At 69.7% G+C, this 17904-nt stretch carries 18 protein-coding genes; 4 read left to right on the plus strand and 14 right to left on the minus strand.

Annotation, left to right across the window (positions count from 1 at the left end; all coding sequences use genetic code 11):
• The first annotated feature begins 17 nt into the window (after positions 1-17).
• Together ACWGID_RS05370 and ACWGID_RS05375 are read left to right on the plus strand one after the other, a co-directional pair.
• Positions 18-596: a PadR family transcriptional regulator gene (locus ACWGID_RS05370; protein ID WP_452194656.1), complete on the plus strand. Its 579-nt coding sequence runs from the start codon at positions 18-20 to the stop codon at positions 594-596.
• A complete protein-coding gene (locus tag ACWGID_RS05375) occupies positions 593-1255 on the plus strand; it encodes a 4'-phosphopantetheinyl transferase family protein (protein ID WP_452194658.1) in 663 nt (220 codons plus the stop codon). The genes ACWGID_RS05370 and ACWGID_RS05375 overlap by 4 nt, the downstream gene beginning before the upstream one ends.
• 4 nt (positions 1256-1259) lie before the next feature.
• Here ACWGID_RS05375 and ACWGID_RS05380 read toward each other — a convergent pair whose 3' ends face one another.
• The 5 genes from ACWGID_RS05380 to ACWGID_RS05400 form a co-directional block, all read right to left on the minus strand.
• Positions 1260-2504, minus strand: coding sequence for a glutamate-5-semialdehyde dehydrogenase (locus ACWGID_RS05380; RefSeq protein WP_452194660.1), 1245 nt, complete (start codon positions 2502-2504; stop codon positions 1260-1262).
• A gap of 132 nt (positions 2505-2636) precedes the next feature.
• Positions 2637-3134 carry an HXXEE domain-containing protein gene (locus ACWGID_RS05385; protein ID WP_452194662.1) on the minus strand — a complete coding sequence of 166 codons (498 nt, stop codon included), beginning with the start codon at positions 3132-3134 and terminating at the stop codon, positions 2637-2639.
• Positions 3131-3547 (minus strand): spore germination protein GerW family protein, encoded by a 417-nt coding sequence (locus tag ACWGID_RS05390; RefSeq protein ID WP_452194663.1) that lies wholly within the window; start codon positions 3545-3547, stop codon positions 3131-3133. The genes ACWGID_RS05385 and ACWGID_RS05390 overlap by 4 nt, the downstream gene beginning before the upstream one ends.
• 16 nt (positions 3548-3563) lie before the next feature.
• Entirely contained in the window at positions 3564-3749 is a 186-nt protein-coding gene (locus tag ACWGID_RS05395) for a hypothetical protein (protein WP_452194665.1), read from the minus strand.
• Between the two features lie 13 nt (positions 3750-3762).
• Entirely contained in the window at positions 3763-4281 is a 519-nt protein-coding gene (locus ACWGID_RS05400; RefSeq protein ID WP_452194666.1) for a flavodoxin domain-containing protein, read from the minus strand.
• 138 nt (positions 4282-4419) lie between these two features.
• On the opposite strand from ACWGID_RS05400, the gene ACWGID_RS05405 reads away from it, so the two are divergent.
• Positions 4420-4848 (plus strand): hypothetical protein, encoded by a 429-nt coding sequence (locus tag ACWGID_RS05405; protein WP_452194668.1) that lies wholly within the window; start codon positions 4420-4422, stop codon positions 4846-4848.
• Here the strand turns inward: ACWGID_RS05405 and proB are convergent.
• The 9 genes from proB to ACWGID_RS05450 all read right to left on the minus strand — a co-directional run bounded on the left by proB (position 4845) and on the right by ACWGID_RS05450 (position 16872).
• Positions 4845-5957: a glutamate 5-kinase gene (gene proB, locus ACWGID_RS05410; protein ID WP_452194670.1), complete on the minus strand. Its 1113-nt coding sequence runs from the start codon at positions 5955-5957 to the stop codon at positions 4845-4847. The genes ACWGID_RS05405 and proB overlap by 4 nt on opposite strands.
• A gap of 4 nt (positions 5958-5961) precedes the next feature.
• Complete coding sequence (obgE, locus tag ACWGID_RS05415) at positions 5962-7545, minus strand: GTPase ObgE (RefSeq protein WP_452194672.1); 1584 nt, start codon at positions 7543-7545, stop codon at positions 5962-5964.
• Positions 7546-7716: 171 nt separating this feature from the next.
• The gene (gene rpmA / locus ACWGID_RS05420) at positions 7717-7977 is read right to left on the minus strand and encodes a 50S ribosomal protein L27 (protein ID WP_452194673.1); all 261 of its coding nucleotides are present in this window, start codon (positions 7975-7977) and stop codon (positions 7717-7719) included.
• A 12-nt stretch (positions 7978-7989) separates the two neighbouring features.
• Positions 7990-8304 carry a 50S ribosomal protein L21 gene (rplU, locus tag ACWGID_RS05425; RefSeq protein WP_452194702.1) on the minus strand — a complete coding sequence of 105 codons (315 nt, stop codon included), beginning with the start codon at positions 8302-8304 and terminating at the stop codon, positions 7990-7992.
• Positions 8305-8477: 173 nt separating this feature from the next.
• Entirely contained in the window at positions 8478-12038 is a 3561-nt protein-coding gene (locus tag ACWGID_RS05430) for an Rne/Rng family ribonuclease (protein ID WP_452194675.1), read from the minus strand.
• A gap of 143 nt (positions 12039-12181) precedes the next feature.
• On the minus strand, positions 12182-13009 hold the full coding sequence (locus ACWGID_RS05435; RefSeq protein ID WP_452194677.1) for a TIGR03936 family radical SAM-associated protein: 828 nt from the start codon (positions 13007-13009) through the stop codon (positions 12182-12184).
• Positions 13010-13100: 91 nt separating this feature from the next.
• Positions 13101-13967: a hypothetical protein gene (locus tag ACWGID_RS05440; protein WP_452194679.1), complete on the minus strand. Its 867-nt coding sequence runs from the start codon at positions 13965-13967 to the stop codon at positions 13101-13103.
• A 56-nt stretch (positions 13968-14023) separates the two neighbouring features.
• Positions 14024-14524 carry an anthrone oxygenase family protein gene (locus tag ACWGID_RS05445; protein WP_452194681.1) on the minus strand — a complete coding sequence of 167 codons (501 nt, stop codon included), beginning with the start codon at positions 14522-14524 and terminating at the stop codon, positions 14024-14026.
• Positions 14525-14625: 101 nt separating this feature from the next.
• The gene (locus ACWGID_RS05450) at positions 14626-16872 is read right to left on the minus strand and encodes a M64 family metallopeptidase (protein ID WP_452194683.1); all 2247 of its coding nucleotides are present in this window, start codon (positions 16870-16872) and stop codon (positions 14626-14628) included.
• A gap of 152 nt (positions 16873-17024) precedes the next feature.
• Between ACWGID_RS05450 and ACWGID_RS05455 the strand changes: the two genes are divergently transcribed.
• The gene (locus ACWGID_RS05455) at positions 17025-17837 is read left to right on the plus strand and encodes a lysophospholipid acyltransferase family protein (protein ID WP_452194685.1); all 813 of its coding nucleotides are present in this window, start codon (positions 17025-17027) and stop codon (positions 17835-17837) included.
• Positions 17838-17904 lie beyond the last annotated feature (67 nt).

The following is a 17904-nucleotide window of genomic DNA, read 5'->3' on the forward strand; positions in this document are numbered from 1 at the left end:
ACCGCTATTCTGAGCGTGTGACCTTTCGACGCTCCCCCCTCGCCCTGGCGATCCTCGGCCTCCTGGAGAACGGGCCGCTGCATCCGTACGGGATCCAGCGGTTGATCAAGCAGTGGGGCAAGGACCAGGTCGTCAACGTCGGGCAGCGGACGAGCCTGTACCGGATGATCGTGCGGCTCGAGGAGGCCGGCCTGATCGCGGTCGGCGCGACGGAGCGCGACGAGCGTTACCCGGAGCGCACCGTGTACCACCTGACCGACGAGGGCCGGCGGACCTGCCGGGAGTGGCTGGCGGAGATCATCACGACACCGCGGAACGAGTTCCCGGAGTTCCCGGCGGCGCTGTCGTTCGTGATGCTGGTGACGCCGAACGTGGCGGGTGAGCTACTGGTCCAGCGGCGTGAGCTGCTGACGAAACGGATCGCCGAACTGCACCTGGAGCTCAGGACCCAGGTCGACGGCGAGCCGATACCGCGGTTCGCGCTGCTGGAGACGGAGTACCAGGTCGCGGTGGCGGTCGCCGAGGCCAAGTGGATCGACGGGGTACTCCACGACCTGCGGTCGGGCAGGCTGACCTGGACGCCGGGGCCGGTGTGACCAACCGGGCCGGCGACGGTGCGGCACCAGAAGTTGAAGTCTGGTGGGCCGAGGTCGGCCTCGCCCGGCAGGACTTCATCGCGGATCTGAATGACGTCGAGCGCGGGCGCCTGGACGCGTACCTACGAGACGTGGACAAGGCCAGGTTCCTGCTGGGCGTGACGATCGTACGACGAGTCCTCGCCGCGCGACTTTCGTTGCCAGCAGCAAAGATCGAGCTGGACCGGACCTGCCCCGAGTGCGCCAAGCCCCACGGAAAGGTACGGACCCCAGGAGCCGAGCTCTCGGTGACGCACTCAGGCGACCTCGTCGGAGTCGCGTTCGCAGAGCAGCCGGTTGGGCTCGACGTGGAGCAGATCGACTCGACAATCGACGTCGACGCAGTAGCCAGGATCGCCTTGGCCCCCGCGGAGGCCCAGGAACTCAATGGGTACGACGGAATCGCCAAGGCGCGGGCGTTCACGACGTACTGGACGCGGAAAGAGGCTGTGCTGAAGGCAACCGGGGAAGGTCTGCGCGGCGACCTACGCGCGGCCGTCCCGCCCGGGATGCACGTAATAGACCTCGAGGTCGGCGCTGATCACCGCGCGGCTCTCGCCATCATCTCGCGCGCACAACCCACTATCCGCACGCCCAGCATCACCGAACTACTCGCCTGAACAATCAGCTTCGGAGCTGACCCTCACCGGTCACGATGTACTTCGTCGAGGTCATCTCGGGCAGCCCCATCGGCCCGCGGGCGTGGAGTTTCTGAGTGGAGATCCCGATCTCGGCGCCGAAGCCGAACTCGCCGCCGTCGGTGAAGCGGGTGCTGGCGTTCACCACGACCGCTGCCGAGTCGACCGCCTGCGTGAAGCGACGCGCCGCGGACTGGGCGCGGGTGATGATCGCCTCGGTGTGCCCAGAGCTGTACCGGCGGATGTGCTGCACCGCCGCTTCGAGCGAGTCGACCACGGCCGCGGAGAGATCGAGCGAGTTGTACTCGGTCCCGAAGTCCTCGTCGGTGGCAGCAACAACATCCTTGCCAGCAGCAACCACTGCCGGATCGCCGTGCACGGTCACGCCGGCCTCGGTCAGAGCCGGCAGCGCCTGCGCCAGGAACTCGTCGGCGACCGAAGCATGCACGAGCAGCGACTCCGCCGCGTTGCACACACTCGGGCGCTGGGTCTTCGCGTTCAGCAGGATCCGCAGGGCGAGCTCGAGGTCCGCGTCCGCATCGACGTACACGTGGCAGTTGCCGACCCCGGTCTCGATCACCGGGACCGAAGACTCCCCCACCACCGTCTGGATCAGACCGGCGCCACCGCGCGGGATCAGTACGTCGACCAGCCCGCGCGCCTGCATCAGCTCCTTCACCGCGGCGCGATCCGTCGGCACGCCCTGGACGACGTCCGCGGGCAGTCCGGCCGACTCGGCGGCGTCCCGCAGTACGGCGATGATCGCCTCGTTGGACGACTTCGCGGACGAGGAACCGCGGAGCAGCACGGCGTTGCCGGACTTCAGGCAGATGCCGGCGGCGTCGGCGGTCACGTTCGGGCGCGCCTCGTAGATGATCCCGACCACACCGAACGGGACCCGGACCTGACGGAGCTCGAGACCGTTCGGCAACGTGTAGCCGCGGGTCACCTCACCGACCGGGTCGGTCAGCCCCGCGAGCTGCTCGAGCCCGGCCGCCATCCCGTCGACGCGCGCCGGGTTCAGCGCCAGCCGGTCGACCGTGGACTCCGGCGTACCGGCTTCGCGCGCGGCCGCGACATCCTTGGCGTTGGCCGCGACGATCGCGTCCGTGTGCTCCCGCAGCGCAGCCGCCATGGCGTGCAGCGCGGCGTCCTTGGTCGCCCGGGACGCGTCAGCCAGGGAGTACGACGCCTCACGGGCCCGGCGCGCCAGCTCGATGATCTCGCTCACCCCTTCATCGTATGGCCCCACCACGGCTCCGACGGACACGGATCTCACCAGACGGCAGCACGACCCGCCGGCCTCGACGTCCGACCGGCGCGCTGATCGGGCGAGTTGCCGACGTACCTGGTCGGGTCCTGTTCACGCTCGCGGGCGTGCCGTGCGAAGTCTTCGACTGACCCGAGGTAGGCGCGCGATCCCGTGTGCCAGCGGCACCACGGCCGCGAGAGCCAGGTTCAGGCGGCGGTCGGCAGGCGCGATCGGTACGCCGTCGTTCTTCAACCGCCGCCAGGCCCAGACACTGAACGGGATGACGACGAGTGGCGTGGTGACGAGGCCCGGTGTGTAGCGCCGCAACGCGACGGACTGCGCGATATGCGTGCCGGCATGCCAGCCGAACCCCATCAACGACGCCTGGAAGAACTTGCTCCGCCCACCGGTCGCCGCCCCCGCTGCGGAGGCGGCGGCCATCGCTACCCCGGTGATCCCGATCGCCGTGGCCGCCTCGGCCCGCGACATCGGCAACACCTTCGCCAACGGTCGCGGCAGGTCGCCGGACTGCGAGAACGCCGGCATCGTGGCGAGTTCCTCGAGATCATGGACGACCCACGCGGCGAGCAGACCCCAGGCGAGCTTCACTCGCCCATCGTAGGTTGCGGCTCTTCGGCCGGAGCTGTTTGTTTGGCTCGGCGGTTGCGGAGGAGTTTGAACAGGGTTCGCAGGGTCAGTAGGGCGACGAGGCCGACCAGTTGGCCGCCGAGGATGACCTTGGTGACGTCGACCGCGGGTGACCAGGTGACTTCGCGGTCGCTGATCACGTAGACACCGACCGGCCTGGCGGACAGTCCGAAGCCGCCGCCGGATCCGGATCCGTCGCTGCCCGGTCCGGTGATGCCTTCGCCGCGACCTGCTCCCCCGCCGCCGGTGACACGCGCGACCGGCAGCAGCGTGAAACCGTCGTGACTGACCGGAGTACCGAAGACAGTCCCGGCTCTGGCACCGTCCGTCACCCCGCGCAGTACGTCCACCACGTCCTTGTCTGGCTTACCCATGGATCCCCTCCTGGATCTAGGCGCCGAGGAACTTCAGCAGGTCGTAGGTGACGAAGGCCGGCCACACCACGGCTTTGAGGATGCCGAGGATGACCGGCCAGAAGCCGTCGGCGCGTTGGATGTAGTACACCAAAGCGCCGATCAGCCCGAGTCCGTAGACGGCGTTTCCGGCGCCGTTGGCCGCACCCCGTTTCGTGGTCATGTGACAGCCGTGCTCAGTCGGTCCTGGATGGTGCGGCGGTCCGGAGATGCGTCGCGATGGTGTGGGACCAGGCGGCGATGCGCTCCGGGTTGCGGAAGTCGCCGCCCTTGCCGGCGCGGACCATCGCCTTCGCCATGAACCCCGCGGCGTCCTCGGTGAGCCGCCCGCCGAACGTCACGTGCTCGACCGCGCCGAGGCGATCGGACAGCTTCGCGACCTGCGACACGGGCCGGATCTCACGCCGGTCAGCAGAATCGTCCAGCGGCCCGCTGCTGAACAGCCAGACCGGACGGTTCCGCAAAGCGTCGGCGTGACGGCGCGCGAACGTGCGCGCATCACGATTCCACCGCCCCGCGTAGAGGGCGCCGCCCAGTACGACGGCGTCGTACCCCTCGATCGAAGACACGTCCGCGGCCGGAAGAGCCTCCGCGGTCAGACCGTCCGCCTGCAGTGCGGTGACGATCATGTCGGCGATCCCTGCCGTCGACCCGTTCTTGGTGCCGTACGCGACCAGAACACTCGATGTACTCATGTCGCCTCCCCAACCTCACTCCCAGCCTCCCGACCACGCGGGAAACCAGCCAGGGGCCACTGTCCCGACGACCCGGGACCTTCGGACCAGGATCGCTCGGCGCGATGGACAGACCATGGAAGGAGAGGAGGTGCGATCGTGCTGAAGCAAACGAACCACCGAGCCTCGCCGGGTACACGACGGACCGGCTACGTCATCGCGATCCTGATCAACACCGCCGTACTCTTCGCCATCTACTCCTGGCCGGGATGGCAGACGGTCCCGTTCCTCACCGCCGAGACAACGGCGGTGCTCGGCTGGGTGACCGCGTCACTCATCGCCGGTCTCGTCGCCAACGTCTGCTATCTGGTGACGGATCCGCCGTGGCTGAAGTCCCTGGGAGACGTGGGGATCACCGGCATCGGCCTGGTCGCCGTCGTCCGCGTCTGGCAGGTCTTCCCCTTCGACTTCGGTGACTCGTCGTTCGACTGGACGTTGCTGCTACGGATCATGCTGGCCGTCGGCTTCTTCGGATCGATCGTCGCGCTGATCGTCCAACTCGTGTCGTTCGGCCGGGCGCGACGCTAGAGCAGCACCAGGTCGTCGCGGTGGACGACTTCGCGTTCGTACGCCGCTCCGAGTTCGCGGGCGAGGTCGCGCGTTGAACGGCCGAGGAGCTCGGGGAGTTCGGAGGCGTCGTAGTTGACCAGCCCGCGAGCGATCGTCACGCCGGACGGTGAGACCAGGTCGACGGGATCACCGGCGGAGAACGTCCCCTCGACCGCCGAGATCCCCGCGGGGAGCAGGGATGCGCGGCGTTGCGTCAACGCACGTACCGCGCCCTCGTCGAGGTGCAGCATGCCCTGACCGGACGTCGCGTGCGCCAACCACAACAGCCGGGTCTTGCGCCGCCGACCCGTCGGATGGAAGAGCGTCCCGACCGGCTCGCCGCTGAGCGCTTCACCGACCCGGCCGGCCGAGGTGAGGAGGACCGGAATCCCTGCCTCAGTAGCGATTGCGGCCGCTTCGACCTTCGTCTGCATGCCGCCGGTACCGACACCCGACGTACCGGTCTTGCCGATCGCGAGCGGCTCCAGGTCGGCGGCGCCACGGATCTCGGTCACCATCGACGTACCGGGCTTGCGCGGATCCCCGTCGTACAGGCCGTCGACGTCGGACAGCAGCAGCAACAGATCCGCGTGCACCAGGTGACTGGTCAGCGCCGCCAGCCGGTCGTTGTCACCGAAGCGGATCTCGGTCGTCGCCACCGTGTCGTTCTCGTTCACGATCGGTACGACGCCGAGCTCGAGCAACCGCGCGAACGTGCGGAACGCGTTGCGGTAGTGGCTTCGCCGGGTCACGTCGTCGACCGTCAGCAGCACCTGCCCGACCCGCAAACCGTGGGCCGCGAACGCGTCGCTGTAGCGGGCCATCAGCAGTCCCTGGCCGACCGAAGCAGCGGCCTGCTGGGTGGCCAGGTCGCGCGGTCGGGTCCGCAGCCCCATCGGCGCCAGCCCGGCGGCGATCGCGCCGGAGGAGACGAGTACGACCTCGGCTCCCGCCACCCGTCGCGCCGCGATGGCGTCGACGAGCAGCCGGAGTCGTTCGAGGTCGATCTTGCCGCGCTGGGTCAGCGACGACGAGCCGACCTTCACGACGATTCGCGTGGCGTTGGTCGCCTCCGCGCGCTGGTTCATGAAATCAACCGTTCTGGTCGAGATCCTCCTGCGACGCCAGCTCACGCGCTTCCTTGCGTGCGAGCTTCGCCGCAGCCGCTGCTGCTCGTTTCGCTTCCGCCGGCGACAGGTCCACGTCGTCGGCGTCCCAGTTGCCGCCGTACTCCGACCAGTCCTCGGACCGCTCGCCTTCCCGGAAGGCGTGGTACTCCGAGTCCTTCGTCCGCCGCCGCTGGGCCGCGGGACGATCTTCCTCGAGCCGGTGGTCCTCACCGCGCCGGGCGAGGATCTCCGCGCCGGCCTGGATGTCCGGCGCGAAGTCGAACACGATCGCGTTCGGCCCGTCGCCGATCATCACCGCGTCACCGGCCTGCGCGCCGAGCTTGATCAGCTCCTCCTCGACGCCGAGCCGGTTCAGCCGGTCGGCCAGGTAGCCGGTCGCCTCCGCATTCGCGAAGTCGGTCTGCCGCACCCAGCGCTCCGGCTTCGCGCCCTGCACCAGCCACCCGTCCTCGTCCGGCAGCTGCTTGACCTTGAACTCGGGTCCGCCCTGCACGTGCGGCCGGATCACGATCCGCGTGGTGTCGGGCTTCTCCTGCTCCGCGCGACGCCGTACGACGATCTCGGCCATCGCGAACTTCAGCGCTTCCAGGCCCTCGTGCGACGCGGTCGAGATCGGGAACACCCGCAGCCCGCGCTGCTCCAGCTCGGTCTGCACCATCTCCGCGATCTCCCGCGCATCCGGTACGTCGATCTTGTTCAGGGCAACGAGTCGCGGCCGGTCCTCCAGACCACCGTGCGCCTCGAGCTCGGCCTCGATCGTGTCCAGGTCGCTCAACGGATCGCGGCCCGGCTCGTACGTCGCGCAGTCGATGACGTGCACCAGTGCCGCGCACCGCTCCACGTGCCGCAGGAAGTCGTGCCCGAGCCCGCGCCCCTCGCTCGCACCCTCGATCAGACCGGGGACGTCAGCGACGGTGTACGTCGTGTCGCCGGCGACGACGACACCGAGGTTCGGGATCAGGGTCGTGAACGGGTAGTCGGCGATCTTCGGCCGGGCCCGGCTGATCGCGGCGACCAGCGACGACTTGCCCGCGCTCGGGAAGCCGACCAGGCCGATATCCGCGACGACCTTCAGCTCCAGGACGAGCGAGCGCTCCTCGCCGTCCTCACCGAGCAGCGCGAACCCGGGCGCCTTCCGCGAGCTGCTCGCCAGCGCCGCGTTGCCCAGACCGCCCTTACCGCCCTGCGCCGCGACGAACTCCGCACCGGGTCCGACGAGATCGGCCAGTACCTCGCCGTTCGCCGTACTGATCACTGTGCCGTCCGGGACGCCGAGGACCACGTCGCCGCCGTTGCCGCCGGCCTGGTGGTCACCCTTGCCCTGGGCACCGTTCGTGGCGGTGCGGTGGCTGGAGCGGTGGAAGTCGACGAGCGTGGTGACGTCCGGGTCGACGCGCAGGATCACGCTGCCGCCGTCGCCGCCGTTCCCGCCGTCGGGACCGCCGAGCGGCTTGAACTTCTCGCGGTGCACCGAGGCGCAGCCGTTTCCGCCGCGGCCCGCGGTGACATGCACCGAGACCCGATCGACAAAGCTGGGAATCGCCATCGGCCTTCTCTACTTCCTGTCTCCACCCCCGCCCCGAGCGGAGCGAGGGAATCTCTCACCCCGAGCGGAGCGAGGATTCTTTTCTTCTCTTGTCCTACACAAGCAAAAGGGCGGGTGCGCGGTATTCCGCGACCCGCCCTTCGACAGAGCTTCGTGAACCGGGTGGCGGTGTTACTCCGCCGGGGCCGGGACGATGTTGACGACGCGACGACCGCGCCGGGTGCCGAACTCCACGGTGCCCTCGGCCAGCGCGAACAGCGTGTCGTCGCCGCCACGGCCGACCAGGGTGCCCGGGTGGAAGTGCGTGCCACGCTGCCGGACGATGATCTCGCCGGCGTTGACCAGCTGACCGCCGTACCGCTTCACGCCGAGGCGCTGCGCGTTGGAGTCACGACCGTTGCGGGTCGAGGCCGCTCCCTTTTTGTGTGCCATTTGGTAATCAGCTCACTTCTTCGCGTCGATCGCGGTGACCTTGACCTGGGTGTAGTGCTGACGGTGCCCCTGGCGCTTGCGGTAACCGGTCTTGTTCTTGTACTTGAGGATGGTGATCTTCGGGCCCTTGCTGCGGCCGAGAACCTCAGCCGACACGGCCACGTTGGCCAGCGCCGCAGCGTCGGCCGTCACGGTGTCGCCATCGACGACGAGGACCGCAGGCAGCGACACAGTGTCGCCGACCTGGTCGGTCAGGCTGTCGATCTCGATGACATCGCCGACGGCGACCTTCTGCTGGGTGCCGCCACTGCGCACGATCGCGTACACCGTGGATCTCACTCTCTGCTGGATCGGAAAACTTACAGGTGTGATGGTGTGAGTGGGAGGTCCACGGAAGAACCCCTCGTTCCTCTCACTCTCACACCGAGCACAGGTTCGGTGCGCTTCGAGCGCACCGAACCACAAGCTTACAGCCCGAGGCTGGCAAACTCGAAATCGGTTCAGCTGCCGGTGGTGACGAGCTCCGACGGATCGGTGCTTTCACTCTCGGTAGCCGTCTTGCTCCGGCTCCGGCTGCTACGCCGGCGCCGGGTGGTCTTCGGGGAGCCGTTCTGTGCCGCGTCGGCCGCGTCGACCGCCCCAGCGGCCTCCGGAGCAGCCCCATCGGCCGCCGGGAAGCCCGTGGCCTCGGGGCTCACGTGCTCGTCGGCACCGGCGACGACCGGGTACCCGGTGGGCTCCGGCGTACCGTCGACGGCCCCGTCCGCCACCTCGTCCTTCTTCACCGAGGCTGCGGCGATCTGCGCGAGCCGCTGGGCCGCGTCGCCGTTGGACTGGGTCTCGGGCTCGGCGTGCTGCTCGTCGTCACCACGGCCCTTGCCGCGGCGGCGGCGCGAGCTCTTCCGGCCGCTCTCCTCCTGCTGCTGGGACTTGCCGTGGTCGTGACCGTTGCCGCTCTGCTGGCCGTTGTTCTGGCCACCGTTCTGACCACTGTTCTGGCCGTTGCGGCGGCGGGACTCCTTCGGCTCGTCGTGCAGGATCAGCCCGCGGCCACCGCAGTGGTCGCAGTTCTCGCTGAACGCCTCCAGCAGGCCGGTGCCGATCCGCTTCCGGGTCATCTGGACCAGGCCCAGCGAGGTGACCTCGGCCACCTGGTGCTTGGTCCGGTCGCGGCCCAGGCACTCCACCAGCCGGCGCAGTACCAGGTCCCGGTTCGACTCCAGCACCATGTCGATGAAGTCGATCACGATGATGCCGCCGATGTCGCGGAGCCGGAGCTGCCGGACGATCTCCTCGGCCGCCTCCAGGTTGTTCTTGGTGACGGTCTCCTCGAGGTTGCCCCCGGAGCCGGTGAACTTCCCGGTGTTCACATCGACGACGGTCATCGCCTCGGTGCGGTCGATGATCAGCGAGCCACCCGACGGCAGCCAGACCTTGCGGTCCAGCGCCTTCTTGATCTGCTCGTCGATCCGGTAGTTGGCGAACACGTCGCCGTCGCCGGTCCACTTCTCGACCCGGTCGGCCAGGTGCGGCGCGACGCCCGCGACGTACTCGCGGACCTGGTCGTAGGCGCGGTCGCCGGAGATGACGAGCTTGCCGAAGTCCTCGGTGAACAGGTCCCGGACGACGCGGATCAGCAGATCCGGCTCGCCGTACAGCAGCTGCGGGGCCTGGCCGTTCTTGGACTTCTTGTCGATCTCTTCCCAGGCGGACTGCAGGCGGCTGACGTCGGAGGTCAGCTCCTCCTCGGACGCACCTTCCGCGGCGGTCCGGACGATCACGCCGGCCTCGTCGGGAACGATGTCCTTGAGGATCGTCTTCAGCCGGTTCCGCTCGGTGTCGGGCAGCTTGCGGCTGATACCACCGTTGCCGCCGCGCGGGACGTACACGACGTACCGGCCGGGCAGGCTGATCTGGTTGGTGAGGCGGGCGCCCTTGTGGCCGATCGGGTCCTTGGTGACCTGCACCAGGACCGACTGGCCGGACTTCAGCACCTGCTCGATCTTCCGCGGGCCGCTTGAGCCACCGAGGGTGGCCCAGTCGACCTCACCGGCGTACAGGACCGCGTTGCGGCCCTTGCCGATGTCGATGAAGGCCGCCTCCATGCTGGGCAGCACGTTCTGCACGCGGCCGAGGTACACGTTGCCGATCAGGGAGGTCTGCTCGGCGGTGGTCACGTAGTGCTCGACCAGGACGTTGTCCTCGGAGACCGCGATCTGCGTCAGGTCCTCGCGGGACCGGATCACCATCGCCCGGTCGACCGACTCGCGGCGGGCCAGGAACTCGGCCTCGGTCACGATCGGCGCCCGGCGGCGACCGGCGGCGCGGCCCTCGCGGCGGCGCTGCTTCTTCGCTTCCAGGCGGGTCGAGCCCTCGATCGCGGTGACCTCGTTGGCCGAGTTCTTGCTACGCGGCTCGCGGACCCGGACGACGGTCTCGTCGGGGTCGTCCGCGGACGCGGTGCTGTCCTCGCCCTTGCGGCGACGGCGACGCCGGCGACGGCGCGACGAGCTGCCGCCCGACTCGCCGTCGTCGTCGGAGTCGTTGTCGTCCTCGGCGGCGTCGGCCTCGTGGTCGTCCTGCGCGTCGTTCTCGTCGCGCTCGTCGTCCGAGTGCTCGTCGGCGTTGTCGTCCGCACCGTCCGCGTCACCCGACTTGCGGCGCCGGCGGCCACCGCGACGACGGCGGCGACGACGAGTGCCCTCGCCGCCTTCCTCGCCGTCCTCACCCTGCGCGTCGGCCTGGGTCTCAGCCTCGTCGTCGGTGGTCTCGGTGTCGGCGCTCACGGCCTGCGGGTGCGCCTGCTCGGTCTCCTCGGCAGCCTCGCCCTCGTGGGACTCCGCGTCACGCCCGCGCCGGTTGCGCCGCCGCCGCGTACCAGCCGGCTGCTCATCGGCACCCGGCTCCGCGGCAACCGCAACCTCGGTTGCCTCGTCAGTCACTTCGGCACCACCCGACAAGCGGGTCCGCGAACGGCGGTTGCCCGACGTACGGGCGTCACTCGCGTCAGCGGCCGCGGCGTCTACGGCGTCCGCGGTCGTCTCGCCGGAGCCGGAGCGGGTGCGTGAACGGCGGTTGCCCGACGTACGGGCGTCACTCGCGTCAGCGGCCGTGGTCTCAGCCGCGTCAGCGGTCGTCTCACGGGAGCCCGACGAGCGGGTGCGCGAGCGACGGCTGGACGTGCGGGGCTCGGTCGCGTCGGCGCCTGCGGCGTCAGTGACCGCACCGTCGGTGTCGGCGGCGTCGGTGTCGGCGGCGTCGGTGCTGGTGGCGGCCGGCTGGGCGGTGTCGGTCGGGGCCTGGAACAGGACGGCGGCGGCCGGGGCGGGGCGCCGGCGGCTACGCCGCGTGCTCGGCGCTTCGGCGGCCGCCTCGCCGACGTCGGCCGAGCCGGTCGCGGAGCTCGCCGTAGCGGTCGCGGCGGTGTTCGCGGAGGCGTCGGCCGTGGACGGGCTGCTCGCCTCGGCGGTCGCGGTGGTGTCCGCGGCGGTCGACTTCGTCGTACGGCGGCGGGAGGTGCGCTTGGTCGCCGGAGCGTCGGACGTTGCCGGCGCCTCCGTGGCGGCCGGAGCGTCGGCGACGGCCGGAGTCTCGGAGGCGGGTGCCCCTGCGGCCTTCTTGGTGGTGCGCTTGCGCGTGGTCTTCTTCGCCGGAGCCGCGTCTGCGACCGGAGCGGCCTCGGTAACCGTGTCCGACTCCGCCGGAGCCTGGAAGAGCTCCGGGAGCGAGTCCTGACCGGCCGCGGCCTTCTTCGCCGGGCGCTTGGCGGTCTTCTTGGCCGTGGTGGCCTTCGCCACCGCCTTCTTGGCCGGGGCCTTCTTCGCGGCGGCCTTCTTGGCCGTCCTCTTCGCCGGCGCAGCGTCCACAGTGGACTCGGTGGACTCGACGGACTCGGCCGCAGCGGTGGCGGCCGGCTCGGCGGTCTTCTTCACGGTGCGCTTGCGCGTCGTAGTGGTCTTCTTCGCCGGCGCGGCCTTCTTCGCGCTCTTGCGCGTCGAGGCGGCGGGCGGGGCGGTGGCAGCCGAGTCGGCTGCGTCGGTGGTCGGCTCGTTGTCGAGCATGTAGTGCGGGTCTCCTCAAGCCTTCCGGCGCATCCCGGCTCCTGTCACGAGCCCGGGGCCTGCCGTAAGGCGGTCACGGTTCGCCACACCTGGCACCAGTGCCGCGGCGTAGCGGAAGCCTGCTGGATCCGCTCCGCCCGCGCTCAGGGCACAGAGGGAGCGGCGGCGTCGCCCTCCGCTGGTTGCGTCTGGTGGGGACCTGCCTGGCCGGTCGCGGTCGCCTGGTTGGCGTCGCGGTCACGAGCGAGCGGGTCGTCCACCATGCCGGTTGCCGCGATGAGCGGGCCCTGGGCGAGCCTGGTCAAAAGAGCCGGGCCCGTCACCGGAAGCGTCGCTACCTCTAGCACGCCGGCGAGAACGTCGTCGGGTCTCACGGCCGGGGTTCCGTGCCGTAACACCACTTGCAGTATCGCACACGTCGCAACCGACCCCGGTTCACTCACGACGGTGAGTCGGAGAACGGCGGCCCGACAGTCGAACGAGCGAAGCCCCCGTTTGGTCATGCGCTCGACCAGAATTTCCTCCCGGGCGAGGAACGCCTCGACCGCCGCCGCGGCCGCCTCCGGATCCGCCCCCGGCAACGCGATCCGCCACTCGCTGGCCTCCAACCGCTCGGCGAGCCCACCCGGCCCGGCGACCACGACCTCGAGGACGTCGAGCCCGGGCGGGAGTGCCTCGTCCAGCGCGGCCCGGACCTGCTCGGCGTCCCGCTCGTGTGTGAGCGATATCTCCAGGTACTCCGCCTCCGAGGCGGCTCCGGTCGGCGCGGCACCGGCGTACGAGATCTTCGGGTGCGGGCTGAAACCGTGCGAGAACGCGACCGGCAGGCCGGCCCGCCGTACGGCGCGCTCGAAGGCCCGCTGGAAGTCGCGGTGTGAGGTGAATCGCAGCCGTCCCCGCTTGGCGAATCTCACCCGCAGTTTCTGGACAGCGGGGAGCTGCTGCGAGGGCGGAGCTTGAACTGGTGGCACGTGCACAGTGTCTCAGCCCCCCACCGATGGCGGGTTGTAGGGCCGCTAACAGGTTGCAACCGGCCAGCGGTGAAACAACCCGGTACCGGGTTCACTCCGAGGCGGTGTAGCTCTCCGAAGGCTCGAAGGACGGGGTGGCGTCGCGGTCGAGTTCGATGTGGAGGTCACCGCGGAGGTCGTCGAAGACCACGACCTTGCTGCCGTCGGCGGGGACCCGGTCGGGCGAGGTCCGCATCCGGGCCTTGATCTCGTGCGCACCGGCGGGCGAGTCGTACGCGATCGTGACGTCGAGCTCCGGGCTCTGGCCGAGCCAGAACACGATGCGGCCGAGCTTGACGGTGCCGGCGTACCGGTGGCCGTCGCGGCGCAGGCGCTCGATCGTCGTCTGCCGCTCCCGCGCCGCCACCAGCGCCGCGGGCAGCCGGCCGAGTACGAGGATCCACCAGAGGACGGCTACCAGCGCGAGCGCGGCGGAGATCGCGTACGCCTCGGTGCCGATCCGGAAGTCGAGGGTCCGCCGGAGCGTCCCGGACGGGTCCACCGAGAAGCCGGTCACGACCGAAAAACCGGCACCGACGGCGACTCCGGCCAGCAGTGCCGACCCGACGAGCAGCCCCGCCGCCCGGCTCTGGCCGAGTCGCTGCCGTGCCTCCTCACCGAAGACGAGCGAGAAGTGCAGCAGGACGTACGCGACGACGACGGTGGCGACGATCCGCCAGAGCAGCCGGACGCCGCTCGGGAAGTCGACAGCGCACGTCTCGCCCGGCGCCGACGACGCGTTGCACAACCACGACGTACCCAGCAAGCTCGCGGCGGTCCAGGCTACGAAGCACAGGGCACCCAGGATCGCCAGGCGGGTCGTCACGTGGCCGGGCGACTCGCCGGGAGCGAGCCCGGTGATCCGCGACCCCTTGTCGGCCGCCGAGAACACCGGACGGTCGTCCCACCAGTCCTTCATCAGTACCCCCAGGTCCGAATCGGATCGAACGGTACCTGCAAATACTGCAAATAACCTCAGGGCTGGACCGCGGATTTTCCGGACAGGTACAGGGCCCAGCCGAGTACTCCGAACGACACCGTCGCGAGCACGGTGCGGACCAAGTTGGAGGCCACCCACTTGGCCTCGTCGAACGCCGCCCGGGCCGCGGCGACGTCCATCGTGGCCGGATCACCGGCCGCCTTCAGCGCGTCGTTCAGCGGCACGTTCACCGCCACCGTGACGATCATCGAGATCAGATACAGAACGAACGCGACCACGATCCACGGCAGCGCCTTCTCCTTCAGGCTGAGCAGGCCCGCGAGCACCGTGAACAGTAGGGCGCCGACGAACCCCAGGCCGAGGAACAGCGGGTTCACGATCGCCCGGTCGACGGCCTGGAACGCGCCGACGAAGGTCTTGTCGTCGGTCTTCGCCAGCCCGGGCATGAACGCGTTCGCGTAGATCGCGTACACGCCGGCGACCAGTCCCGTCGTCATCGTGGCCGCCATCAACGAAGCCACCCGCAGTCCGTTCATTTCTCTCCTTCGGTACGGCGGGAACTCCCCGCACCGAAAAAGTTAGTGGCCCGCGAGCGCCCGGGACATGTCGCCAGAACTCACCTCCATGTCCCTGCGCCTCAGAGCTTCGCGCACTGCCCCGAACGCGGGCCCGACACCTGGTTCGGGGCCTCCAGATTCGCCGGACTCGGACTGTTGCCGGAGCAACTGAGCGGGCCGGCAACGGTATTACCGGCGATCGAGACCGCCCGGCTGTTCGTGATCGCCACCGGCCCCTGGACCGTGCTGCCGACCGCGACCACGGAACGCGTCACCCCGTCAGCGGCGACCGGGCCGATGACCGTTGAGCGGAGAACCTGCAGGTCCGCGGCCCGATCAGCGCGAACCGGGCCGTTGACACGCGAGTCGGTGACGACGAGCGAAGCGCCGGACGTGACCAGGACCGAGCCGTTGACGGTCGCATTGGTCAGGCAGGTGACGCCCGAGCGGATGTACAGCGGACCGGCGTGCGTCCCGGTGAGGGTCGTCGTACAGGCCGGTGCCGGGCGCAGCAGCGTGACCGCGAACCGGCGCGCGTCCCCGATGTTGCCGGTGGCATCGATGGCGCGGTACTCGACCTGGTGACGCCCGTAACCAGGCGTTACGTCGTCCCACGGCACCACCCGCGGCACGCCCAGCTTCCCGTACACAAGCTGGTCGATCTCGGTGCCCTCGGCGGTGAACCGGAACGGCGCGGACGCGTCGGTCGGCCAGCCGAAGTAGTTGTACCAACCGTCCCCGTCGACGCGGAACTCCGGTACGACGTACCCCGGGCTGTCGTCCGTCGCCGCCAGCCCCATCGTGAACGCGTCGTTGTAGATGTACTCCGTCCCGCTCGCCTTCCGCACAGTCAGCAGCGGTTTCGACAGCGTCGACGTCACCGCCGGCCCGGTCCCTTCCACGTCCCAGACGAGCTCGTTGGCGCCGGCCCGAGCCGTGAGCGTGTGCCGCCCGGTCAGCTTCAGCGGGGCGAGATCGAAGTCCCGGTCGTTCCCTGGGTTGGCGACCGGTGTGCCGTCCACCAGCCAGGTGATCGCGCCCGCGGACTGGGCGGTCTCGGCGTACACGACGCCGTCGGCGCTGACCGGGTGATCGGTCGGCGTCGAGCCGGTGAAGGTCGGCGGCTCGGTCGGTGTCTGTGCGGTCAGGGAACTGTCGACGGTCCAGGATCGCGTCGCGGTCGGGCGGATCGTGGGGTCTCGGATGAAGTCGGTCGGGTCGACGATGGTCGCGGTCAGCGTGTATGGGCCGGCTGCGAGATCGAGCGTGCCGAGGTCGACGGCGCGGGCGTTCGCGGTCGGCAGCGCCGTACCGTCGAGCGACCAGGTCACGTCGAGTTCGTGGTCCACCGGATGCAGGGTCTGCAGCCAGACGACCTGATCGGCAGCGACCGGACCGGCCGGCGTACTGCTCTGGAACAGGCTCGCCTTGGCCGACAACCGCTGGGTCATCCGCTCGCGCGACACCTGGTCGAAGGCGTACCCGAGCGTCTTCATCATCGAGTGCGCACTGGGCCGCCAAACGCCGGAGCCGGCGTACGTCCCGCCCTCGTAGCGCCCGATCGTCCCGCCCGACTCCGACGGCTCCCCCAGCCAGCGCCACCACTTCTTGTGCTGGTCCAGCATCTGTTGCTCGGTCAGCAAACTGTGGTGGATCGAGGACGGCTCAGAACCCTGGTACGGCGCTCCGCGCTCGCCGCGGGCGTAGTAGTCGTACTCGTCCTGCAGGCCGCCGAGCGAGTGACCGAGCTCGTGCGGCGTGATCAGGGCCGAGAGCGCGTTCGCGCCCGAGGCCGTGGCGTAGGTCCCACCCGCACCGCCGTACGTGTCGCTGTTGCCGATGGCAAGGATCTGGCGGTTCGCGGACGTGGTGCCCGGGACCAGGTCGGCGTACTGCGTCGCCGCCGCCGAGCTGACCGTCAGCAGCCGCTGAACACTGCCCGGGTTGCAGCCGCCCCAGAAGCCCATCTGCAGTGGCGTGTCGCGCTTCGGCGAGTCGAGGCCGGGATCGCAGTCGACACCGGACTCCGGGGAGGCGATCTCGACGGCGTACACGTTCACGTAGTTCCGGTACGACTTGAACGGCTCGATGCTCCAGAGGATGTTCAGGTGCTTGTCGAGCTGCTCGCGGAACTTCGGCAGCTCGGCCGCGGTGTACCCGTCGCCCATCACCACCAGGTTGAACCGAGACGACGCCGGGCCGGTCACCTGGATCGGCACCACGGTCGCACTCGGGCTTGCCGCGGGTCGTGCCGCAGCCGTCACGGGCAGGCCCGCGAACACCGCCGCGACCACCCCCAGCACAGCGGTCAATCGTTTGGTCCGCACACGATCCTCCCCAGCGCCGGCCGTCCTGCCGTGAGCAGCTTACGAAGGTCCGCCCGCCGATGTGAGGAGTTCCCGCGTGGCGACGTACGGGCCATCCGGGCCGTCGTGCGGCATCATGAGGGTTCGGGGGAACCAGTGAGGAAAGGACACCGATGACGGAACCGGCACAATCGCCGCTGCGGGAGCCGGACCCTGCGGTCATGGATGCCGGTGACGGCGACGGCAAGGGCATCTACTGGGTGCTGAAGAACGTGGTGCTCGGCCCGCCGGTCAAGCGCCTGTTCCGGCCGAACGTGGTCGGTGCCGAGAACATCCCGGACACCGGTGCGGCGATCATCGCCAGTAACCACCTGTCGTACGCCGACTGGATCTTCATGCCGCTGGCGCTGCGGCGGCGGGTCACGTTCGTCGCGAAGTCCGACTACTTCACCGGGGCCGGGATCAAGGGCCGCTTCCAGCGCGGGTTCTTCAAGGGCACCGGCCAGGTCCCGATCGACCGCTCCGGCGGGTCGGCGTCCGAGGGCGCGATGCGGGCCGGGATGAAGGTGCTCGAGCGCGGCGAGCTGTTCGGGATCTACCCCGAGGGCACCCGGTCGCACGACGGCCGGCTGTACAAGGGCCGGACCGGCGTCGCCCGGCTGGCGCTGGAGGCGAAGGTACCGGTGATCCCGTGCGGCGTGATCGGCACCGACGTGGTCGCCCCGCCGGGCAAGATTGTCGCGTCGTTCGCCTCGCCGACGGTGAAGTTCGGGGAGCCGCTGGACTTCTCGCGGTACGAGGGCATGGAGAAGGACCGGCTGATCCTGCGCGCCGTCACCGACGAGATCATGTACAAGATCATGGAGCTGTCCGGCCAGGAGTACCTCGACATGTACGCCACCAAGGCCAAGGCCCTCGAGGGCCGCGCGGTCACCGGCGCCCCGGAGAAGGTCCGTAAGGGGACGCCTGAGGCCCCTGCGCCGTAGCGAGCAGGTGCTCGGCGGAGTGCCTCGGTGTACTGGCGGGAAGGGTTCGATGCGGAGCATCGTGCCC

The organism is Kribbella sp. NPDC054772, from assembly GCF_053611945.1.